Source organism: Microbacterium sp. NPDC056044, from assembly GCF_042267145.1.
Lineage (GTDB): Bacteria > Actinomycetota > Actinomycetes > Actinomycetales > Microbacteriaceae > Microbacterium.
The window spans coordinates 380606-399888 of sequence record NZ_JBHJWZ010000003.1 but is presented as its reverse complement, the minus strand read 5'-3'; the positions used below and the strand labels follow the sequence as shown (position 1 = coordinate 399888).

The 19283-nt window shown below is 71.8% G+C and carries 21 protein-coding genes; 16 read left to right on the top strand and 5 right to left on the bottom strand.

The window, feature by feature from the left end; all coding sequences use genetic code 11:
- Nucleotides 1-549: a hypothetical protein gene (locus ACFC1I_RS10675; protein WP_376008762.1), complete on the bottom strand. Its 549-nt coding sequence runs from the start codon at nucleotides 547-549 to the stop codon at nucleotides 1-3.
- 76 nt (nucleotides 550-625) lie between these two features.
- Between ACFC1I_RS10675 and ACFC1I_RS10670 the strand changes: the two genes are divergently transcribed.
- Nucleotides 626-1540 (top strand): 1,4-dihydroxy-2-naphthoyl-CoA synthase, encoded by a 915-nt coding sequence (locus tag ACFC1I_RS10670; protein ID WP_376008760.1) that lies wholly within the window; start codon nucleotides 626-628, stop codon nucleotides 1538-1540.
- Between the two features lie 13 nt (nucleotides 1541-1553).
- Nucleotides 1554-2708, top strand: coding sequence for an AMP-binding protein (locus ACFC1I_RS10665; protein WP_376008758.1), 1155 nt, complete (start codon nucleotides 1554-1556; stop codon nucleotides 2706-2708).
- A gap of 7 nt (nucleotides 2709-2715) precedes the next feature.
- Here ACFC1I_RS10665 and ACFC1I_RS10660 read toward each other — a convergent pair whose 3' ends face one another.
- Complete coding sequence (locus ACFC1I_RS10660; protein WP_376008756.1) at nucleotides 2716-3099, bottom strand: VOC family protein; 384 nt, start codon at nucleotides 3097-3099, stop codon at nucleotides 2716-2718.
- 88 nt (nucleotides 3100-3187) lie between these two features.
- Between ACFC1I_RS10660 and ACFC1I_RS10655 the strand changes: the two genes are divergently transcribed.
- Nucleotides 3188-4171, top strand: a complete 984-nt coding sequence (locus tag ACFC1I_RS10655) for a 1,4-dihydroxy-2-naphthoate polyprenyltransferase (protein ID WP_376008754.1) — start codon at nucleotides 3188-3190, stop codon at nucleotides 4169-4171.
- Nucleotides 4172-4213: 42 nt separating this feature from the next.
- On the opposite strand, the gene ACFC1I_RS10650 is transcribed toward ACFC1I_RS10655, so the two are convergent.
- Nucleotides 4214-4522: a DUF4229 domain-containing protein gene (locus tag ACFC1I_RS10650; protein ID WP_376008752.1), complete on the bottom strand. Its 309-nt coding sequence runs from the start codon at nucleotides 4520-4522 to the stop codon at nucleotides 4214-4216.
- A gap of 102 nt (nucleotides 4523-4624) precedes the next feature.
- On the opposite strand from ACFC1I_RS10650, the gene ACFC1I_RS10645 reads away from it, so the two are divergent.
- The 7 genes from ACFC1I_RS10645 to ACFC1I_RS10615 all read left to right on the top strand — a co-directional run bounded on the left by ACFC1I_RS10645 (nucleotide 4625) and on the right by ACFC1I_RS10615 (nucleotide 11056).
- A complete protein-coding gene (locus tag ACFC1I_RS10645; RefSeq protein WP_376008750.1) occupies nucleotides 4625-5119 on the top strand; it encodes a PLDc N-terminal domain-containing protein in 495 nt (164 codons plus the stop codon).
- A 1-nt stretch (nucleotide 5120) separates the two neighbouring features.
- On the top strand, nucleotides 5121-6944 hold the full coding sequence (menD, locus tag ACFC1I_RS10640) for a 2-succinyl-5-enolpyruvyl-6-hydroxy-3-cyclohexene-1-carboxylic-acid synthase (RefSeq protein ID WP_376008748.1): 1824 nt from the start codon (nucleotides 5121-5123) through the stop codon (nucleotides 6942-6944).
- Nucleotides 6945-6971: 27 nt separating this feature from the next.
- Nucleotides 6972-7835 carry a polyphosphate kinase 2 family protein gene (locus ACFC1I_RS10635; RefSeq protein WP_376008746.1) on the top strand — a complete coding sequence of 288 codons (864 nt, stop codon included), beginning with the start codon at nucleotides 6972-6974 and terminating at the stop codon, nucleotides 7833-7835.
- A 77-nt stretch (nucleotides 7836-7912) separates the two neighbouring features.
- Nucleotides 7913-8266 carry a PadR family transcriptional regulator gene (locus ACFC1I_RS10630; protein ID WP_376008744.1) on the top strand — a complete coding sequence of 118 codons (354 nt, stop codon included), beginning with the start codon at nucleotides 7913-7915 and terminating at the stop codon, nucleotides 8264-8266.
- The gene (locus tag ACFC1I_RS10625; protein ID WP_376008742.1) at nucleotides 8263-9153 is read left to right on the top strand and encodes a permease prefix domain 1-containing protein; all 891 of its coding nucleotides are present in this window, start codon (nucleotides 8263-8265) and stop codon (nucleotides 9151-9153) included. The genes ACFC1I_RS10630 and ACFC1I_RS10625 overlap by 4 nt, the downstream gene beginning before the upstream one ends.
- A gap of 68 nt (nucleotides 9154-9221) precedes the next feature.
- Nucleotides 9222-10253, top strand: coding sequence for an ATP-binding cassette domain-containing protein (locus ACFC1I_RS10620; protein ID WP_376008740.1), 1032 nt, complete (start codon nucleotides 9222-9224; stop codon nucleotides 10251-10253).
- On the top strand, nucleotides 10250-11056 hold the full coding sequence (locus tag ACFC1I_RS10615) for an ABC transporter permease (protein ID WP_376008738.1): 807 nt from the start codon (nucleotides 10250-10252) through the stop codon (nucleotides 11054-11056). The genes ACFC1I_RS10620 and ACFC1I_RS10615 overlap by 4 nt, the downstream gene beginning before the upstream one ends.
- A gap of 26 nt (nucleotides 11057-11082) precedes the next feature.
- Here the strand turns inward: ACFC1I_RS10615 and ACFC1I_RS10610 are convergent, their stop codons facing one another.
- Nucleotides 11083-12381, bottom strand: a complete 1299-nt coding sequence (locus ACFC1I_RS10610; protein WP_376008736.1) for an isochorismate synthase MenF — start codon at nucleotides 12379-12381, stop codon at nucleotides 11083-11085.
- 98 nt (nucleotides 12382-12479) lie between these two features.
- On the opposite strand from ACFC1I_RS10610, the gene ACFC1I_RS10605 reads away from it, so the two are divergent.
- Genes ACFC1I_RS10605 through ACFC1I_RS10585 form a run of 5 tightly spaced genes read left to right on the top strand, consistent with a single transcriptional unit; the run spans nucleotide 12480 to nucleotide 17427 of the window.
- Entirely contained in the window at nucleotides 12480-13058 is a 579-nt protein-coding gene (locus ACFC1I_RS10605) for a DUF402 domain-containing protein (protein WP_376008734.1), read from the top strand.
- 10 nt (nucleotides 13059-13068) lie between these two features.
- Nucleotides 13069-13848, top strand: coding sequence for a demethylmenaquinone methyltransferase (locus ACFC1I_RS10600; RefSeq protein WP_376008732.1), 780 nt, complete (start codon nucleotides 13069-13071; stop codon nucleotides 13846-13848).
- A gap of 9 nt (nucleotides 13849-13857) precedes the next feature.
- Nucleotides 13858-14913: a polyprenyl synthetase family protein gene (locus ACFC1I_RS10595; protein ID WP_376008730.1), complete on the top strand. Its 1056-nt coding sequence runs from the start codon at nucleotides 13858-13860 to the stop codon at nucleotides 14911-14913.
- A gap of 27 nt (nucleotides 14914-14940) precedes the next feature.
- Nucleotides 14941-16314, top strand: a complete 1374-nt coding sequence (locus ACFC1I_RS10590; RefSeq protein ID WP_376008728.1) for an FAD-dependent oxidoreductase — start codon at nucleotides 14941-14943, stop codon at nucleotides 16312-16314.
- 24 nt (nucleotides 16315-16338) lie between these two features.
- On the top strand, nucleotides 16339-17427 hold the full coding sequence (locus tag ACFC1I_RS10585) for an alpha/beta hydrolase (protein ID WP_376008726.1): 1089 nt from the start codon (nucleotides 16339-16341) through the stop codon (nucleotides 17425-17427).
- 161 nt (nucleotides 17428-17588) lie between these two features.
- Here the strand turns inward: ACFC1I_RS10585 and ACFC1I_RS10580 are convergent, their stop codons facing one another.
- Complete coding sequence (locus ACFC1I_RS10580; RefSeq protein ID WP_376008724.1) at nucleotides 17589-18065, bottom strand: hypothetical protein; 477 nt, start codon at nucleotides 18063-18065, stop codon at nucleotides 17589-17591.
- Nucleotides 18066-18112: 47 nt separating this feature from the next.
- Here ACFC1I_RS10580 and ACFC1I_RS10575 point away from each other — a divergent pair, with 47 nt between their 5' ends.
- A complete protein-coding gene (locus ACFC1I_RS10575; protein ID WP_376008722.1) occupies nucleotides 18113-19270 on the top strand; it encodes a MalY/PatB family protein in 1158 nt (385 codons plus the stop codon).
- Nucleotides 19271-19283 lie beyond the last annotated feature (13 nt).

Sequence of the window (19283 nt, the reverse complement as noted above, 5' to 3'; positions counted from 1 at the left end):
TCAGGTCGTCGGCTGTGCCGGCTCCCCGTTCAGCTGGAAGAGCAGCTCGAGCGACTGGCCGGGCTCGAGTTCGAGGGTCGACAGGCCCTCTTCGGCGTAGCCCCACTCGCCGCCCGCGGGCTTGACCCACAGCGACCAGTAGGCGTTGGCGGCGGGCATCGACTCGCAGGTCTCGAAGTAGTCGGACCCGTCCGCGGCGGGGATCGCGAGGTCTTCGGCCGGCACGCCGTTGACCCGGCACACGACCTGGTCGCCGTATTCGTCGGTGCCCTCCGTCGAGACGTTCACGAGCGTGAGCGCGTCGGCGGCGGCGAGCGTCTCGTCGGTGTCGATGCACCAGGCCTTGCTGTCGCCGTCCTGGAGGGCGGAGGCGTCGACGGCGACGGTGATCCCGGCGTCGTCCGCGCAGGCCTCGTCGCCGACCTGGACGGTCTGCGTGCCGGAGGCGGAGGGTGCCGCCTCGGGTGCGTCGGACGAGCAGGCGGCAAGGGCGAACAGCAGGGCGGCGGATGCCGCGGCAGCGGCGAAGGCGCGAGAAGTCGAGGTCACCGATCAAGGCTAGGCCCCTGCCCGGGGTGTCCGGTTGCACATGACGCCCGCGCGCGGGCGGCCGTAGGCTGGCTCGGTGAGCGTTTCGGAACTGTTCGACGAAGACGAGTGGGCGCAAGCCCCCGGCCAGCCGGAGGGCGGCTACACCGACATCACCGCCCACGTCTCGAAAGATGGCCGCATCGCGCGGATCGCGTTCGACCGGCCGGAGGTGCGCAACGCCTTCCGCCCGCACACGGTCGACGAGCTCTACCGCGCCCTCGACATCGCCCGGCAGGACCCGCGCGTCGGCGTCGTGCTGCTCACGGGCAACGGCCCGAGCGCCAAGGACGGCGGCTGGGCGTTCTGCTCGGGCGGCGACCAGCGCATCCGGGGGCGCGACGGCTACAAGTACTCCGAGGACGAGGCCGCCGTGCCGGCCGACGCCCAGGCCCGCGCCGGGCGCCTGCACATCCTCGAGGTGCAGCGACTCATCCGGTTCATGCCCAAGGTCGTGATCGCCGTCATCCCCGGCTGGGCCGCCGGCGGCGGGCACTCGCTGCACGTCGTGTGCGACCTCTCGATCGCGTCGGCCGAGCACGGCCGGTTCAAGCAGACCGACGCCGACGTGGGCTCGTTCGACGCAGGCTACGGCTCGGCGTACTTCGCCCGGCAGATCGGGCAGAAGTTCGCGCGCGAGGTCTTCTTCCTCGCCGAGGAGTACTCCGCCCAGCGCGCCTACGAGATGGGCGCCGTCAACCGCGTCGTGCCGCACGCCGACCTCGAGCGCGAGGCCGTGGCGATGGCCCGGACGATCCTCACCAAGTCGCCCACCGCGATCCGCATGCTGAAGTTCGCCTTCAACGCGGTCGACGACGGCATGGTCGGCCAGCAGGTGTTCGCGGGAGAGGCCACCCGCCTCGCCTACGCCACCGACGAGGCCGTCGAGGGTCGCGACTCGTTCCTCGAGAAGCGCGACCCCGACTGGTCGCCCTACCCCTGGCACTTCTGAACCGGCGCGCGCGATGAAGCTCGTCCCCGTCGTCGGCGAAGACCCCCGAGACATCCTCCGGGCGCTCCGCGGCGCGCTGCACGGCGCCGGACCCGCACTCGGGCTCGGCCTCGTCAGCGGACTTCCCGGCGAGGTGCGCGCCGGCACCGCGGTCGTCGTGACGACCTCGGGGTCCACCGGAGTCCCGAAGAGCGTCGTGCTCAGCCGCGACGCCCTCACCGCGAGCGCGCTGTCGACAGCCGATCGCATCGGCGACGGCGCCTGGCTGCTGGCGCTGCCGGCGAGCTACGTCGCGGGCCTGCAGGTGCTGGTGCGCTCGCTCGTGGCCGACCGCGAGCCCGCGATCCTGTCGGGCGCCTTCACCCCGCAGGCCTTCGCCGCCGCCGCCCTCACGATGGTGTCGACCGAGCACGGCGAGCGGGTCCCGACCTATACGTCGCTCGTGCCCGCGCAGCTGTCGAAGCTCCTCGACGCCGCCGACCACGACCCGTCGGTGCTCGCGGCACTCCGCTCGTTCGAGACGATCCTCATCGGCGGTCAGGCCCTTCCCGCCGCGACGCTCGAACGCGCCGAGTCCGCCGGCGCGCGCATCGTGCGCACCTACGGCTCCACCGAGACCAGCGGCGGGTGCGTGTACGACGGCGTGCCGCTGGGCACCGTGCGACTGCGCATCGAGCGCGGCGAGGTCCAGGTCTCGGGCCCCACCCTGGCCGACGGCTACCTCGGCGATGACGAGCGGACGGATGCTGCGTTCCTCCGCGACCGCGACGGCACCCGCTGGTACCGCACCGGCGACGCGGGGCTCCTCGAAGACGGGGTGCTGCGCGTGCGCGGTCGCATCGACAACGTCATCGTGTCGGGAGGCATCAACGTCTCGCTCGACCGCGTGGAGCGGATCGTGCGCGGGATCCCCGGACTCGCGCTCGCCGTCGTCGTCGGGGTTCCCGACGAGCGCTGGGGCGAGGCATCCGTCGTGGTCGCCTCCCGGGGCGAGGCGCTGCGCCGGAGTGAGGCGGTCCAGCTCGAGGAGGCGCGCGCCGCCGTGCAGGCCGAGATCGGTGCCCACGCGCGCCCCGCCCGGCTCGTGCTGGTCGACGAGCTCGCGACGCTCCCGTCCGGCAAGCCCGACCGCGAGGCGATCCGCCGCGCCGTGATGTCGCTGCACTGACGCGGCCTCAGCCCCGCGGGTACGGGCCGGTGTCGACGACGCAGAAGCGGTTGCCCTCGGTGTCTTCGAGCACGATCCAGTCCGCGTCGTCGGGGTAGTCGTGCCACTCCACTTCGCGGGCGCCGAGCTCGAGCAGACGCGTCACCTCGGACGCCTGGTCCTCGGCGTACAGATCGAGGTGGATGCGCGGCGGATAGTGCTGCGGGTAGCCGGTGACCGACAGCGCGAGGCTCGCGCCCGGTGCCGACCAGTCCGCCTTGCCCGGCGGATCGAGGATCACCCAGTCGTCGGAGGGCTCGCGGCGGTTGACATAGCCGAGGGCTGCGCGCCAGAAGTCGCCGGCGCGGGCGATGTCCTCCACGGTGAGGACGGTGGATCCGATGCTCAGCATGGTCTTCATCCTCCGCCCGGGCGCCGACGCCCGGCAGGGGGTTGACGGATGCGAGCGCGCATCGGCGCGGCCTCTAAGATGTGCATTCGTGGCAGGAACCCCGAGCAAGAAGCGCACCACCAGCAGCAAGAAGAAGCAGCCCTCGCGCGGAAACCCGCAGAAGGCGCACGTCTCGCGCGACCCCGCCCACGTCGAGAAGGCCACCGCGCGCGACTGGATCGGCGCCGCGCGCCTGCGCACCCTGCCGCTCGCGATCACGCCGATCCTCGTCGGCACCGGCGCCGCGATCCTCGTCGTGGACGTCTTCCACTGGGTGATCGCGCTGTGCTGCCTCATCGTGTCGGTGGCCCTGCAGATCGGCGTCAACTACGCCAACGACTACAGCGACGGCATCCGTGGCACCGACGACCACCGCGTCGGACCCGCACGCCTCACCGCCAGCCGCAAGGTGAAGCCGCGCAGCGTGCTGATCGTCGCGCTGGCGTTCTTCGCGATCGCCGCGATCGCCGGCCTCGCCATCACGATCCGCACGCAGCAGTGGTGGCTCATCGCCGTCGGCGCCGTGTGCATCGTCGCCGCCTGGTTCTACACGGGCGGCAAGCGCCCGTACGGCTACTACGGCCTGGGCGAGCTCTTCGTCTTCGTCTTCTTCGGCCTCGTCGCGACGCTCGGCACGACGTGGGTGCAGGCACTCGCCCTCCCGCAGGAGGCCTGGTTCGGCGCCGTCGGCGTCGGCCTCATCGCGTGCGCGGTGCTGCTCGCCAACAACCTGCGCGACATCGACCAGGACCGCAAGGCGGGCAAGCGCACGCTCACCGTGCTCATCGGCCGCACGGCCACGCGGTGGTTGTTCACGGTGTTCCTGCTGATCGCGTTCGCCATCGCCGCGTTCCTCGCCTGGGTCGGCTACCCGATCGCGTGGCTCACGCTGCTCGCGCTCCTGGCCGGCGCACCGGCGACGCTCATCGTGTGGACCTACCGCGACCCGCGCGAACTCGTCGTCGCACTGGGACTCACGTCGCTCACGTCCGTCGCGTACGGCGCGTTCCTGATGTGGGCCTTCATCGGCTGACGGATGCTGCGCCCCGGCGTGCTGCGCCGGGTCGCGGGATCGTCAGGCCCGGGGCTCCGGCGCGTCGCCGTCGGGCGTCGCGGGAGCCGCGGCGTCGGCCGCAGCATCCTCCGCCGCTTCATCGCTCGCGGCGGCGCGCGCCTGGGCGCGGCGCTCGGCGAGGCCCGAGGTGACGTCGTCGAGCGGCTTGCGGAGGAACAGGACCGAGAGGCTGAGCCCGATGAGGGCGGCGAAGATGGCGGCGAGCCAGTAGTACTCGCGCATGATCGGGAACAGCATCAGGATGCCGAACGGCACGAGGAACGCCAGCAGCCGCAGCACCGAGTAGACGATGGCAGAGCGCGCTTTCACCCGTCCATCCTACGTTCCGTCGCGAGTGCGGCTTCGGCGACGGTTGCGTCACGGAGCGCCCGCGGACGCCCACTGGTGGCCCCGCCCGCCTAGGATGGGAAGATGCCTCGGGTGCTGCTGATTCTGGCCCTGGTGGCGACCGCGTTCTGGGTCTTCACCATCGTCGATTGCGCGGTCCAGCCCCCGACCCGTCACCGCGGGGTGAGCAAGCCGGTCTGGATCCTGATCGTCGTCCTGCTGCCCGTCCTCGGCGGCCTCCTCTGGCTCATCGTGGGCCGCGGGCGCGCATCGTCCGTCGCCACCCGCCGGGCCCCCGACGACGACCCCGAGTTCCTCGGCCGCATCGGCACGATCAGCGACCAGGACGAGCGCATCCGCCGCCTCGAAGAGGAGCTCGCGCAGCTCGACGCCGAGGGCGAAGACCCCCGCTACCTCCCGCCGGTCGAGCCCGCGGCATCCGACGACTCCACCGCACCCGGCAGCACGGCTGCCGCGGGCGGCACCGCTGCGCCGGGCACCCCGCCGCAGCCGAAGCCGCCGATCCGCCCCGCGGACGGCGACGACGACGCCCGCGGTCAGCGCGGGGCCCTCGGCTGACGTGAGGGACGAAGGCTGCGCCGAGGGCGCGCTCGACTCCGCGCCCGCGACCGACGCCGCCGCGGCGCTGCTGTGCCGGCTCGTCGAGCTGGGCGTGCGTCACGTCGTGCTGAGCCCGGGATCGCGCTCGCAGGCGCTGGCGCTGGTCGCCGCCGAGCTCGAGCGCCGCGGCGCGCTCCGCCTGCACGTGCGCATCGACGAGCGCGTCGCCGGCTTCACGGCCCTCGGCATCGGACGTGAGACACGGATGCCGGCGGCCGTGGTCTGCACGTCGGGCACCGCGGTCGCGAACCTGCTGCCCGCCGCGCTCGAGGCCCACCACGCCGGCGTTCCGCTGCTGCTGCTCACCGCCGACCGCCCGCCGGAGCTGCGCGGCGTCGGCGCGAACCAGACGACGCGCCAGCCCGGGATGTTCGCGCCCACGATCCGGCTCGAGGCCGACGTGCCGGTGCCCGAGGCGCTCGACCCCGACGGCACGCACGAGCAGAGCGCGATGCTCCGCCTCCTCGCCGAGGACGCGGTCGCCGCCGCGCTGGGTGCGGGTACGCGGTCGCCGGGCCCGGTGCACCTGAACCTGCCGTACCGCGAGCCGCTGTCGGGCGCCTTGCCCGCGTGGATGGGCGTGCCCGCCGCCGAGCTCGAGACCGCCGTCGTCGACGACCCCGACGGGCCGCCGGTGGCGGTCGACGCCGAGGACGAGGCATCCGGTGCGCTGTATCAGGGCGGTGGCGGCATCGGCGAGGCCGACCTGCCGACCGAGCCCGAGGACGCGCCGCTCGTGCTCGAGCGCGGTCCCCGCACGATCGTGCTCGCGGGTGCCGACGCCGGGCCCGACGCGGAGGAGCTCGCCCACGTGGGCGTGTGGCCGCTCGTCGCCGAGATCGTGAGCGGCGCACGCTACGGGCGCCACCTCGTGCACGGCTACCGCGAACTGCTGCGCGACCCGCAGCTCGGCGGTCGCATCGAGCGCGTCGTCGTGCTCGGCCACCCGACCCTGAGCCGCGAGGCGGCTGCCCTGCTCGCCGACCCCGACGTCGAGGTCATCGCCGTCCGCGGACCCGGCGAGCCGCTCAACCTCAACGGCGCGACGATCGCCGCCGACCGCATCGCCGTCGCCACCGGCGACCCCGACCGCGAATGGCTCGGGGAGTGGCTGCAGGCTTCGCGCGCAGCATCCGTCGATCTCACGCCTCCCGCTCCCGATGCCGACGGCCTCTCGTCGGCGGTGCCGGGGGAGCGGCTCGGCGCGATCGCGGCGGAGCTGGGCGTGATCCGCGCACCCGTCGACCGCGCGGCGCTCGTCGACGCGGTGTGGCGCGCGACGTGGCCCCACGACCGCCTCGTGTTCGGGTCGTCGCGGCTCGTGCGCGTCGCCGACCAGGTGCTGCCGGGCAAGAAGGTGCCGGTGCACGCCAACCGAGGCCTCGCCGGCATCGACGGCACGATCGCGACGGCGACAGGCGTCGCCCTGGCGAGCCAGTCCGGCGGCAGGGCGGGGGTCACACGCGTGATCCTCGGCGACCTCGCGCTGCTGCACGACGCCGGCGCGATGCTGTTGCCGCCCCAGGAGGACGAGCCGCGCATCCAGCTGATCGTCGGCAACGACGGCGGCGGCACGATCTTCGACGGCCTCGAGGTGGCCGCCGTCGCGGGCGCCGACGTCATGGACCGCGTGCTGCTGACCCCGCACACCGTCCGCCTCGAGCAGCTCGCGCTCGCGTACGGCTGGGAGTACCGCCGCGTCACGACGCGCGCGGCCCTCGACCAGGCGCTGACGTCGCCGATCGGCGGCCGGCAGCTCATCGAGGTTCCGCTCGAGCGCTGAGCCCGCGGCATCCGCCATGATGGCTCCATGATCGCCTCGAGTCAGAAGCACTGGAGCGGCGACGTCGCCGATCTCCTCCGGGTCCGCGAGCGCTTCGTCCTCGCCGATGTCGACACCCGCTCGACGCCCGGCTACGAGAAGGACAAGGCGCATGCCGCCGACGACCTCACCGCCGGCGCCGACCAGCTCGACGAGTACCAGGAGCGGCTCTACGCCCGCAGCCGGGTCGATGCCACGAACGCCTCCGTGCTGCTGGTGCTGCAGGCGATGGACTCCGCCGGCAAGGGCGGCATCATCCGCCACGTCGTGGGATCGGTCGACCCGCAGGGCGTCGTGCTCGCCGCGTTCAAGAAGCCCACGGACGAGGAGCTGCGGCACGACTTCCTCTGGCGCATCAAGCAGCGGATCCCCGGCTCGGGCATGATCGGCGTCTTCGACCGCTCGCACTACGAGGACGTGCTCATCGGCCGTGTCCGGCGACTCGCCCCCGAGCAGGAGATCGAGCGGCGCTACGCCGCGATCAACGACTTCGAGCGTCAGCTGACCGAGTCCGGCACGAGAGTCGTCAAGGTGATGCTGCACATCTCGCCGGACGAGCAGAAGAAGCGCCTGATGCGGCGCCTCAACCGTCTCGACAAGCACTGGAAGTACAACCCCACCGACGTCGACGAGCGCGAGCTGTGGCCGCAGTACATGGCGGCGTACCAGACGGTGTTCGACCGCACGTCGACGGATCACGCGCCCTGGTTCGTCGTGCCCGCCGACCACAAGTGGTACGCGCGTCTCGCCGTGCAGAACCTGCTGCTCGAGGCGCTCGAAGACATCAACCCGCAGTGGCCCAAGGCGACGTTCGACGTCGAGGCCGAGAAGCGGCGCCTCGCGGCCACCTGACGCGCGGCTCCCGCGGCGGCGGTGATCACGCAAAGTAGTTCATGCTTGCGAGTACTTGACGTGATACAGTACTCGACATGACAAAGGACGACGCGTTCGCGGCCGACCTCCTGCGTGGCCACACCGACACGATCGTGCTCGGCGTCCTGCGGCGCGGCGATGCGTACGGCTTCGAGATCTACAAGGCGATCCGCGATGCGACCGGCGGCGATCACGAGATCAAAGAGGCGACGCTGTACGCGACGTACCGCCGCCTCGAGAAGGACGGGCTCGTCGAGTCGTACTGGGGCGACGAGTCCCAGGGCGGTCGCCGCAAGTACTACCGCATCACCGACGCCGGCCGCGCGGTCTTCCGCAGCAACGTCGCGGCCTGGACCGCGACCCGGCGCATCATCGACTCACTGCTCGACGTGAAGGAGAGCCAGCAATGAACACCGACATCCATCGCCTTCTCGACGAGGCGTTCCAGGGCATCGAGATGACGCCCGACGCGCAGGACCTGAAGGAAGAGGTGCGCGCCAACCTCGTCGCCCGCACGGACGAGCTCGAGGCCGCCGGCGTCGCGCCGACGCAAGCCGCGCAGCGCGCGATCGCCGAGCTCGGCGACGTGCGCATCCTTTTGGACGAGACGACGGATGCTGCGCCCCGGCCGACTGCGAACGGCTACGCCGCGCTGCAGCAGCGTCATCGCGTGCGCCCGAAGCCGGGCTTCGTCGTGCGGGTCGTGGTGTGGTCGATCGCGGCCGCGGTGGGCATCACGCTGGGGATCCTGAGCGCCGCGGGCGTGCTCCCCATCGGACTCGGCGGGCAGATCGCGTTCTTCAGCCTCGCGGCGACCGCGCTCGGCCTCGTGGTGGGCGACTCCCTCTCGCAGGAGACGACGACCAACCACCCGATGCCGCAGGCGCGGGCAGCCCTCTACGCTCTCGCCACCTTCCTCGGTGTGTTCGGGCTCGGATTCGGCGGGCTCGTGGCCTTCGGCTCGCTGCCGGTATGGGGGATCGTCTTCGCCGCACTCGGGATCATCGCCTCGATCATCCTGTTCGCATTCCTCGGCGCGAGCCAGACCAACCGCCACAAGGCGTGGACGCGGCAGGCCCACACGAGCGAGCCGCCGAACCGGTTCGAGCGCGAGCCCGAGACCGCCGCCCGCTTCGGCATCTACAGCGCCGTCATCTGGCTGGTGACGTTCGCCGTCATCGCGGTTCTCGTCTTCACCGTCGGCTGGTGGTGGGCGCCGATCGCCTTCGTCGGCGGGTTCGCCGTCATGATGCTCGTCCTCGCGCGCATGCTCTTCGGCTCCGACAAGAAGTCCTGAACCCCGGGCGGCGCCGCGCGCCGCCCGCCCCTCAACAACCACCCATTCGCAGGAAGGGATGCTTCGCCATGCCTGAAATCCGCCACACCGGCGATCGCGCGATCGTCGCCACCGACCTCGTCAAGGTCTATCCGGGTCGCGGACGGAAGCCCGGGGTCCGAGCCCTCGACGGCCTCGGATTCTCGGTCCCCGCCGGCCGCGTGTTCGGCCTCCTCGGCCCGAACGGCGCCGGCAAGTCCACGACCACCAAGATCCTCACGACGCTGTCGCGCCCGACGAGCGGCACCGCCGTCGTCGCGGGACGCGACGTCGCCGCCGACCCCGCGTCGGTGCGCGCCGTCATCGGCTACGTGTCGCAGGGCGCGAGCACCGATCCGCTCCTCACCGCCCGCGAGAACCTCGAGATCGCCGCACGGCTGCGGGGCGTCGCACCGGGCGAGGCCCGCGCCCGCGCGGCGCGCCTGCTCGACGAATTCGGGCTGGCCGAGGCATCCCGTCGTCCTGTCGGGAGCTTCTCGGGCGGTATGCGCCGGCGTCTGGATGTCGCCGCGGCGCTCGTGCACCGCCCGCGCGTGCTCTTCCTCGACGAGCCGACCACCGGGCTCGACCCCGAGGCGCGCGCCACGATGTGGGCCGAGATCCGCCGCCTCTCGGGCGAGGAGGCGCTCACCGTCGTGCTGACGACGCACTACATGGAGGAGGCCGACCGTCTCGCCGACGAGCTGCTGCTGGTCAACCGCGGCCGCGCTGTCGTGCAGGGCACGCCCGACGAGCTCAAGGCGGCACTGCACGGCGACTCGCTGCGGGTGTCGCTCGTCGAGCCCGACGCGGTCGCCGTGCGTGCGGCGATCGGGCGCGTGCCGGGCCTGCGCGACGTCGTGATCGAGGCGAGCGGCGTCGACGGCGTCCTCGCGGCGCGCACCGACGACGCCTCGGCGGCGGTCGGCGCGGTGATCGGAGCGTTGGATGCTGCGGGCATCCGTTTCGGCCAGGTCTCGGCCTCCCACCCCACCCTCGACGACGTGTACCTGCATTTCGTCGGCCACACCTTCGGCGACGCCGCACCGGACGCCGCCCGCACGGAAGGAGTCGCGGCATGACCGCACTCACCCTCACCGGCTCGGCGCCCCGCGCGGGCTGGTTCACCCAGGCAGGTCAAGTGCTGCGTCGCTGGCTGATCTCGACGCTCCGTCAGGTGTGGGGTCCGGTGATGTCGCTGATCCAGCCGGTCATCTGGATCGTGCTTTTCGGACAGGTCTTCCAGTCGCTCGGCGCGCTGCCGCAGTTCGGCGGCGCGGGGTACATCGACTACCTCGTGCCCGGCATCCTCATGATGACCGTGCTCTACTCCGGTGCCTGGGCCGGGACGGGCTACATCGACGACATCAACTCGGGCGTCATGGACCAGTACCTGACCTCGCCGGTGTCGCGGTCGGCGATCATCACGGGGCAGCTGGCGCAGCAGCTGATCATCAACCTCGCGCAGTCGCTCGTGGTGCTCGGGATCGGTTGGCTCGCGGGTGCGCGCTACACCGGCGGCGTCGGCGGCATGCTCGTCGCCCTCGGCATCGCGACGGTGCTCGCGACGATCTTCTGCTGCGCGTCGACGGCGGTCGCGCTCATGTCACGGAGTCAGATCGCGCTCATCAGCCTGTCGCAGCTCATCGTGCTGCCGTTGACGTTCCTGTCGACCACGATGATGCCGGCGGACCTCATGCCCGAGTGGGTGCAGGACGTCTCGCGCTGGAACCCGATGACGTGGGCGGTCGAGCTCGGCCGCGGCGGCCTGACCGGCGAGTACCCCGCGAACGGGTGGTGGCAGCTCGGCGGCCTCGCGCTGCTGGCGGTGCTGGCGTTCGCGTGGGCCGTGCGCTCGATCCGGGCCTACCAGCGCTCGGTGTGACGCCTCCGGCGGGCGGCACCCGCCGCTCACGCCAAGGCGTCGACGATCGGGCGGAACTTCACCCGCGTCTCGAGCAGCTCCTTGTCGGGGTTGCTCTGGGCGACGATCCCCGCACCCGCATGGGCGACGACGGGGATCGTCGCGCTGTACTCGGCGAAGTTGCGGGGCGGCTCCACGCCGATCTGCGCGCAGCGCAGGGCGATGGCCCACTCGCCGTTGCCGTCGCCGTCGATCCAGCCCACCGGGCCCGCATAGCGGCCGCGGTCGAACGGCTCGAGCCGGCGGATCAGATCGAGCGCGGCATCCGTCGGGGTGCCCGCTACCGCCGCAGTGGGGTGCAGCGCCGCGACCAGGTCGAGCGCCGACGCGTGGTCGGCGAGGTCGCCCGCGATGTCGGTCGCGAGGTGCCACAGGTTCGGGAGCTTCAGCGTGAACGGCTCGGGGTCGGCGCGCAGGTGGCGCACGTGCGGGCCCAGCGTCGCGAGCACGCTCTGCACGGCGTAGCGGTGCTCGTCGAGGTCCTTCGTGCTGTGCGCGAGGGCGGTGGATGCCTCGGTGTCGTCGTGTGCGTCGGCTCCGCGCGGGATCGTCCCGGCGAGCACCCGCGCGGTCACCACACCACGCGACGCGGTGACGAGGGTCTCGGGGCTCGCGCCGATGAGGCCGTCGACGGCGAAGGTCCAGGTGTCGGGGTAGTCGTCGGCGAGGGCGCGCACGAGCCGGCGGAGGTCGGCGCCGGCGGGGATCGTGCCGACGAGGTCGCGCGCGAGCACGACCTTCTCGAGCTCGCCGCGCACGATCGCGTCGACGGCCTCGCGCACCGCGGCCTGGTAGCCGGCGGGGTTGAGCGTGCCGGGGCCGAGCGTCGCCGACCAGTAGGCGCCGTACGGCCGCGGCTCGACCGCGGGGTCGGGGCGCGAGACGTACGTCTGGCGGATGCGCGTGACCCACGAGCGGCCGCGGTGACGCCCGATCACCGTCTGCGGAATGGTGAGGAGGCTCGTCGCCGTCGATCGCTCGTCGAACGCGAGCGTGCCGAACGCCACGAGCCCGGTGCCGGGAAGACCCACCGGGTCGTCGACCTCGGCGGTGGCCGCGAGGTGCCGCCAGTGGTCGGCCGGCGACGGCAGGGTCGCCGGATCGATGCCGGTCACTTGCTGAGGATTGCGCACGTAGCCGCCGACCGAGCCGATGCCCACGATGCCGTCGCCGCGGCGGAGCCAGGCGAGCGGCTCGTCGGGGGAGGCGTAGGCGAGGAGGTCGTCGACGTGCTCGATCTCGCGGGTCTCGACCACCAGCTCAGGCGGGCGGTGCGAATCGGTCACGACTCCAGCCTAGACTCGCCCGTCCCGCGCGGACGCCGGTCGCGGGCGTCCTCCCACGTCCAGGCGGCGCCTGCTGTGACAGCCCTACACTGGGGCGGATGCCCACCCCGATGCCCCGAACCGGCCCCGTGGAATCCGCCCGCCCCGAGCCCGGAACCCCGCTCCAGTTCCGCTGGCGCAAGTGGGACGGCGGCCCGCATTGGGTCAACGACTGCGTCTACCTCGGCAGGGACCGCTGGGGCGACTGGGTCGGCCAGCCGCAGGGCTGGCGCAACTCGCGACCCGGCCGCGAGTTCCCGGCCGAGACGCCGGCGGTCATGCTCGTGCCGAGAGACGACTTCGTGCTGACGGTCAACGCGGCGCCGCATCGCGTGCGTATCTACATCGACATCGCGTGGGACGTCCACTGGGACGATGCCGGCCCCCGCGGCATCGACATGGACCTCGACGTCGTGAAGGCCACCGACGGACGCGGGCTGTTCATCGACGACCGCGACGAATGGGACGAGCACCGCGTCGCCTACGGCTACCCGCCCGAGATCGTCGAGCGCCTCGAGGCGCTCGCGCTCGACCTCGAGCGGCGCGTCGGCGCCGGCGAGGCGCCGTTCGACGACGCGACCGCCGACGCGTGGCTCGCTCGTCTCGCCGCCTTCGGCGCACCCGGAACCGCGGCCTAGACTCGAAGCCGTGGCATCCCACCCCTCCGATCACGAGCCGAACCGCGCCGACCTCCACAAGGACCCGTCGCGCGTGAGCGGCATGTTCGACCAGGTCGCGGCCGGTTACGACCGCACCAACACCGTGCTGAGCATGGGCAATGACCGGTTCTGGCGCGCGGCGACGACGCGCGCGGTGAACCCGCGGCCCGGCCAGCGCATCCTCGACCTCGCCGCCGGCACGGGCGCCTCGAGCGTCGCGCTCGCGGGCCGGGGCGCCACGGTCGTCGCCGCCGATTTCTCTCCGGGCATGATCGCCGAGGGCGAGCGCCGGCACCGCAGCATCCCGAATCTGTCGTTCGTGCAGGCCGACGCGACCGACCTGCCCTTCGGCGACGACGAGTTCGACGCCGTCACGATGTCGTTCGGGCTGCGCAACGTGAACGAGCCGAAGAAGGCGCTCGGCGAGCTGCTGCGCGTCACCAAGCCCGGCGGACGCCTCGTGGTGTGCGAGTTCTCGCAGCCGCCGTCGAAGGCGTTCAACGGCCTGTATCGCTTCTACAACGACCGCATCCTGCCCGTCGTCGCGAAGACCGTCAGCTCGAACGCCGAGGCGTACGACTACCTCAACGAGTCGATCCGGGACTGGCCGGACCAGCGGACGCTGTCGGCCTGGATCCGGCAGGCCGGCTGGACCGACGTCGCCCACCGCAACCTGTCGATGGGCATCGTGGCGCTGCACCGCGCGACGAAACCCCACCCCCAGCCGCGTCGACATGGGGCGGACCGCGACGAAACGAGCCCCCGGTAGGCTGGACGGGTGACACCGACAGCGCCGGGCTCGCATATCGCGGGCAAGCTGGGCCTGACCGACCGCATCTTCGCGGGCGCGCGTTCGCGCGGCCTGCTCAAGACCGTCGAAGCGGGGCTCAAGCGCGTCGACAGCGCCCTCGAGCGCGAGCTGCGCGTGGCCGACACGCTGGCCAACGTGACGAGCCGCTACCTCTACGACGCCGGCGGCAAGCGCATCCGCCCGATGCTGGCGCTGCTGACCGCCCAGCTCGGCGACGGCGCGACGCCCGAGGTGATCGACGCCGCGACAGCCCTCGAGATGACGCATCTCGGATCTCTCTACCACGACGATGTGATGGATGCTGCCGACAAGCGCCGCGGTGTGCCCAGCGCCCATGCGGTGTGGGGCAACAGCATCGCCATCCTCACCGGCGACCTGCTGTTCTCGCGGGCGAGCCAGATCATGGCGCGACACGGCGACGAGGCGATCCAGCTGCAGGCCGACACCTTCGAGCGTCTCGTGCTCGGGCAGATGCACGAGACCGTCGGCCCGTCGGACGACGACGACCGCGTCGCCTTCTACCTGCAGGTGCTCTCCGACAAGACCGGCTCGCTCATCGCGGCCGCCGCGCAGTCGGGCATCGTCTTCTCGAACGGCCCCAAGGAGTTCGAGCAGCCCATGGTGACGTTCGGCGAGAAGGCCGGCGTCGCGTTCCAGCTGCTGGACGATGTCATCGATCTGTCGGCCGACCCCGACGAGACCGGCAAAGTGCCCGGCACCGACCTGCGTGCCGGCGTGCCGACGATGCCGTACCTCGTGCTCGGACAGCGGACGGATGCCGCGTCCCTCGAGCTGCGCGAACGCATCGACGACGGCGTCGCCCGCATCGCCGACGGCGCCGACCCCGCGATCCTCGACGAGCCGCTCGCGCAGCTGCGCGATCACGAGGCCACGCAGGCGACCCTCGACCTCGCCAACGCCTGGTCGACCGAGGCGATCGAGGCGCTCGCGCCGCTGCCGGACGGCGCGGTGCGAGAGGCCCTCACCCGCTTCGCGCAGGCCGTCGCCGACCGCTCCAGCTAGACCTCCCCGGTTCTCGAAAGGACCTCTATGACCAAGCTCCGGCTGGCGATCGTCGGCGCAGGACCGGCAGGCATCTACGCCGCCGACATACTGCTGAAGGCCGAGCGCAAGTTCGACGTGTCGATCGACCTGTTCGAGCAGCTGCCGGCGCCCTACGGGCTGGTCCGCTACGGCGTCGCGCCCGATCACCCGCGCATCAAGGGCATCATCACGGCCCTCCGCGAGGTGCTCGACCGCGGCGACATCCGCATCTTCGGCAACGTGCGCTTCGGCGAGGACATCACCCTCGATGACCTCAAGCGCCACTACCACGCCGTCATCTTCGCGACCGGCGCGATCCGCGACACCGACCTCGACATCCCCGGCATCGACGCCGTCGGTTCGTACGGCGCGGCCGACTTCGTGAGCTGGTTCGACGGGCACCCCGATGTCCCGCGCGAATGGCCGCTGGACGCCGCCTCCGTCGGGGTCCTCGGCAACGGCAACGTCGCGCTCGACGTCGCCCGGATGCTCGCCAAGCACGCGGAGGACCTGCTGCCGACCGAGATCCCCGACAACGTGCACCAGGGGCTCGCCGCCTCGGCCGTGACCGACGTGCACGTGTTCGGCCGCCGCGGGCCCGCGAACGTCAAGTTCACGCCGCTCGAGCTCCGTGAACTCGGCGAGCTGCGCGACGTCGACATGGTCGTCTACGACGAGGATTTCGACTACGACGACGCCGCCCGCGCCGCGATCGCGAGCAACAAGCAGGTCATGGTGATCGACCGCGTCCTCCAGTCCTGGCGCAAGCGCGACTCGGTCAACAACGCCGGCGGCACGGCGTCGCGGCGACTGCACCTGCACTTCTACGCCAAGCCGATCGAAGTGAAGAGGGATGCTGCGGGCCGCGCGTCCGCCCTCGTCTACGAGCGCACCCGTCCCGACGGGGAGGGCGGCGTCGTCGGCACCGGTGAGCTGCGCGAGATTCCGCTCCAGGCGCTCTACCGCGCGGTCGGATACTTCGGATCGCCGCTGCCGGGTGTGCCGTTCGACAAGCGTCACGGCGTCATCCCGAACCGCGAGGGCCAGGTCCTCAGCAAGGATTCGAACGAGCGCGTCAACGGCGTGTACGCGACCGGCTGGATCAAGCGCGGGCCGGTCGGCCTCATCGGTCACACCAAGTCCGACGCGATGGAGACGGTGCGTCACATCATCAACGACCAGGGCACGTGGTGGCAGCCGGCCGACCCGTCGGAGGCGGCGATCCCCGCCCTGCTCGCCGAGCGGGGCGTCGCGTGGACCGATCTCGACGGCTGGCACCGCCTCGACGAGCACGAGATGGCCCTCGGCGCACCCCACGAGCGGGCGCGCATCAAGGTCGTGCCCCGCGACGAGATGGTCGCGATCTCCCGGGGCGAGTGACCGCTCGCCCCTAGGCTGAGGGGCATGGCCGGGCCATCCCTCACGTGGGTCCCCGACATCCTCGGGAAGCCGTTCGAGCAGCTGACGCTGCCGCTCGGCGTGGATGGCGAGCACGGGCCACTGGTCGCGACGCTGGTGCGCAGCATCCCGCATCCGCTCCTGACGCTGTTCGCTCCGCTGCGTGATGTCGACGTTCTCTATGTGCACGGGTGGTCGGACTACTTCTTCCAGCGCGACCTCGCGCGCTTCTGGACGGCGCGGGGCGCGCGGTTCTACGCCCTCGACCTGCGGCGGTACGGGCGGAGCCTCCGCGAGGGGCAGACGCCGGGATACGTCGACTCGCTCGAGGACTACGACGTCGACATCGCGGCGGCGCTCGCCGCGATGGGACACGTCACGGAGCCGGCCGGACAAGCCTCGCCGGCCGAACCGGACATGCGCCGCGGACGCAAGCTCGTGCTCGTGGGTCACTCGACGGGCGGGCTCACGCTGACGCTCTGGGCGGCTCGCCACCCCGGCCGTGCGCACGCGATCGTCCTCAACAGCCCGTGGCTCGAGCTGCAGCTGGGCACGCTCGGGCGCCAGGCGCTCGCGCCGCTCGTGGACATGCGGGCGCGATTGGATCCCCGCGGCACGCAGCCCGCCGTCGATTTCGGGTACTACACGCGTGCGCAGGACGAGATCGGCACGCTGCCGCACGACGAGCGCCGCGCGGTGTGGCGGCCGGACCGCGGCTTTCCCACCGCTCCGGGGTGGCTCTCGGCCGTGATGGAGGGGCATCGGCGCATCGCGGCCGGCGTCGACGTCGGATGCCCCGCGCTGGTGCTGCTGTCGGCGGGATCGACGACGCCGCTGTCGTGGCGGGAGTCGATGACGGCGACGGACTCCGTGCTCGTGGTGGACGACATCGCCCGCGCGTCGACCCGGATCGGCGCCCTCGTGACGATCGCGCGTGTCGACGGCGCCATACACGATGTCTTCCTCTCGCGCCCCGCGCCACGCGCGATCGCGTACGATGCTCTGGACCGCTGGACTCGCGCGTACGTCGTACCGGACGGAATTGTCCCCCGAAGAGGGGACAGCGCTCTTGTAGACAGTCGGGTTAAGCTGTAGGGGAGATGTCCCCAGCATCTCAGGGAAGGCCCTCCCCAAGAATCCTTCCCAATCCGTCGTCACGCGCCGCTAACCGGGGGGTTGGTTGTGCGAGAGCAGACGACGACAGGCCCCGGGTGTCCCCAGCACCCGGGGCCTTTATCGTTGCCGAGCGTGCCCGGTCACTCCGCGCGGCGCGCGAGCACGCGCATGAGGAGCACGTAGACGGTGAGCGACAGCACGTACCCGAAGAGGTACACGACGAGCTCCTGAGCGACGAAGCGGCTGTAGTCGAGCACGCCATCGACGACCGCCGGAGAGCTCTGACTCATCAGGAATGTCGCCGTCTGGCCCGCGGCGAAGATCGCGAGCAGCGCCAGGACGGCGAGCAGCGCCAGCCAGATGCGGCTTCGCCACACGCGTCCTGTCGCGGCCATGGCGGTCGACGACGTCCAATCCGGCACCTCGGGATCGAGCCATCCGTTCACCCGGGGGATCAGGATGATGGCCGCGAGGAACGCGGCGTTGAGGACCGCGGTGCCGACGCCGACGGCCGAGCGGCCGTCGACATCGCTGCGGACGAGCGAGGGGACGAGAAGGACGACGAGCACAGGCAGCGTCGCGACGACGGCCGAGAGGACGGCCCGGAGGAAGCGCATGGCCCGAGTGTAGGGTCAGTGTGCACAGCGACTGAGGAGCAGCGACGATGCCCACCATCCCCACGGCCGCCGACGCCTTGACGATCCTCCGCCGACGCACGAGCGAGAAGTGGGGCGTGTACCCCGACGATGTGCTGCCGATGTTCGTCGCCGAGATGGATTTCCCGCTCGCGCCGGCGATCAAGAAGGCGCTCCACGAGGCCATCGACCTCGGCGACACCGGGTACGTGAATCCTCGCGACACGGGCGCTCGTGAGGCGTTCCGCGACTACGCCGGGGCTTCGTGGGGATGGGAACCGGATCCGGAGCGGATGGGCATCACAACCGACGTGAGCGTCGTGATCGTCGAGTCGCTGCGCCGGCTGATCCAGCCCGGCGACGGGGTCGTGATCACGCCCCCGATCTACCCGCCGTTCTACGACCTCGTGCCCGAGGGCGGGGGAGTGGTCGTCGAGGTTCCGCTCGCCGACGACGGGAACGCATATGCGCTCGATCTCGAGGGCATCGACCGGGCGCTCGCCGGCGGTGCGAAAGGCGTGCTGCTGTGCAGTCCGCACAACCCCGTCGGGCTCGTGCACGAACGCGCGACGCTCGAGGAGCTCGCCCGCATCGTCGCCCGCCACGACGGCTTCGTGATCTCGGACGAGATCCACGCGCCCCTCACTCATCACGGCGTCGAGTTCACGCCGTATCTCGCCGTCTCCGACCAGGCGCGGTCGCACGGCATCGCCGCCGAGTCGGGAAGCAAGGCGTTCAACCTCGCCGGCCTGAAGACGGCGCTGTTCGTGGCCGAGTCGGACCGCATGACCGACCTCATCCGCTCGCTGCCCGAAGAGGTCACCTTCCGGGCGGGCCAGTTCGGGCTGATCGCCACGCGAGAGGGGTTCGCCCGCAGCCGCGACTGGCTCGACGGCACGATCGCCGCCGTGCAGGGCAACGCCGACCATCTCCAGGCCGAGCTCGACGAGCACCTGCCCGCCGTGCGACTTCGCCGTCCGTCGGCGAGCTACCTCGCCTGGCTCGACATGTCGGCCCTGGGCTGGGGAGACGACCCCGCAGCGACCGCCGAACAGCGCGCGCGTGTCGCCCTGTCGAGCGGACCGAGGTTCGGCCCGCAGGGCGCGGGGTTCGCGCGGATGAACCTCGCGTGCTCACCCGACACGATCACCGAGGCCGTGCGGCGGCTCGCCGCAGCGGCCGGCTGAGCCGAGCCTCTGC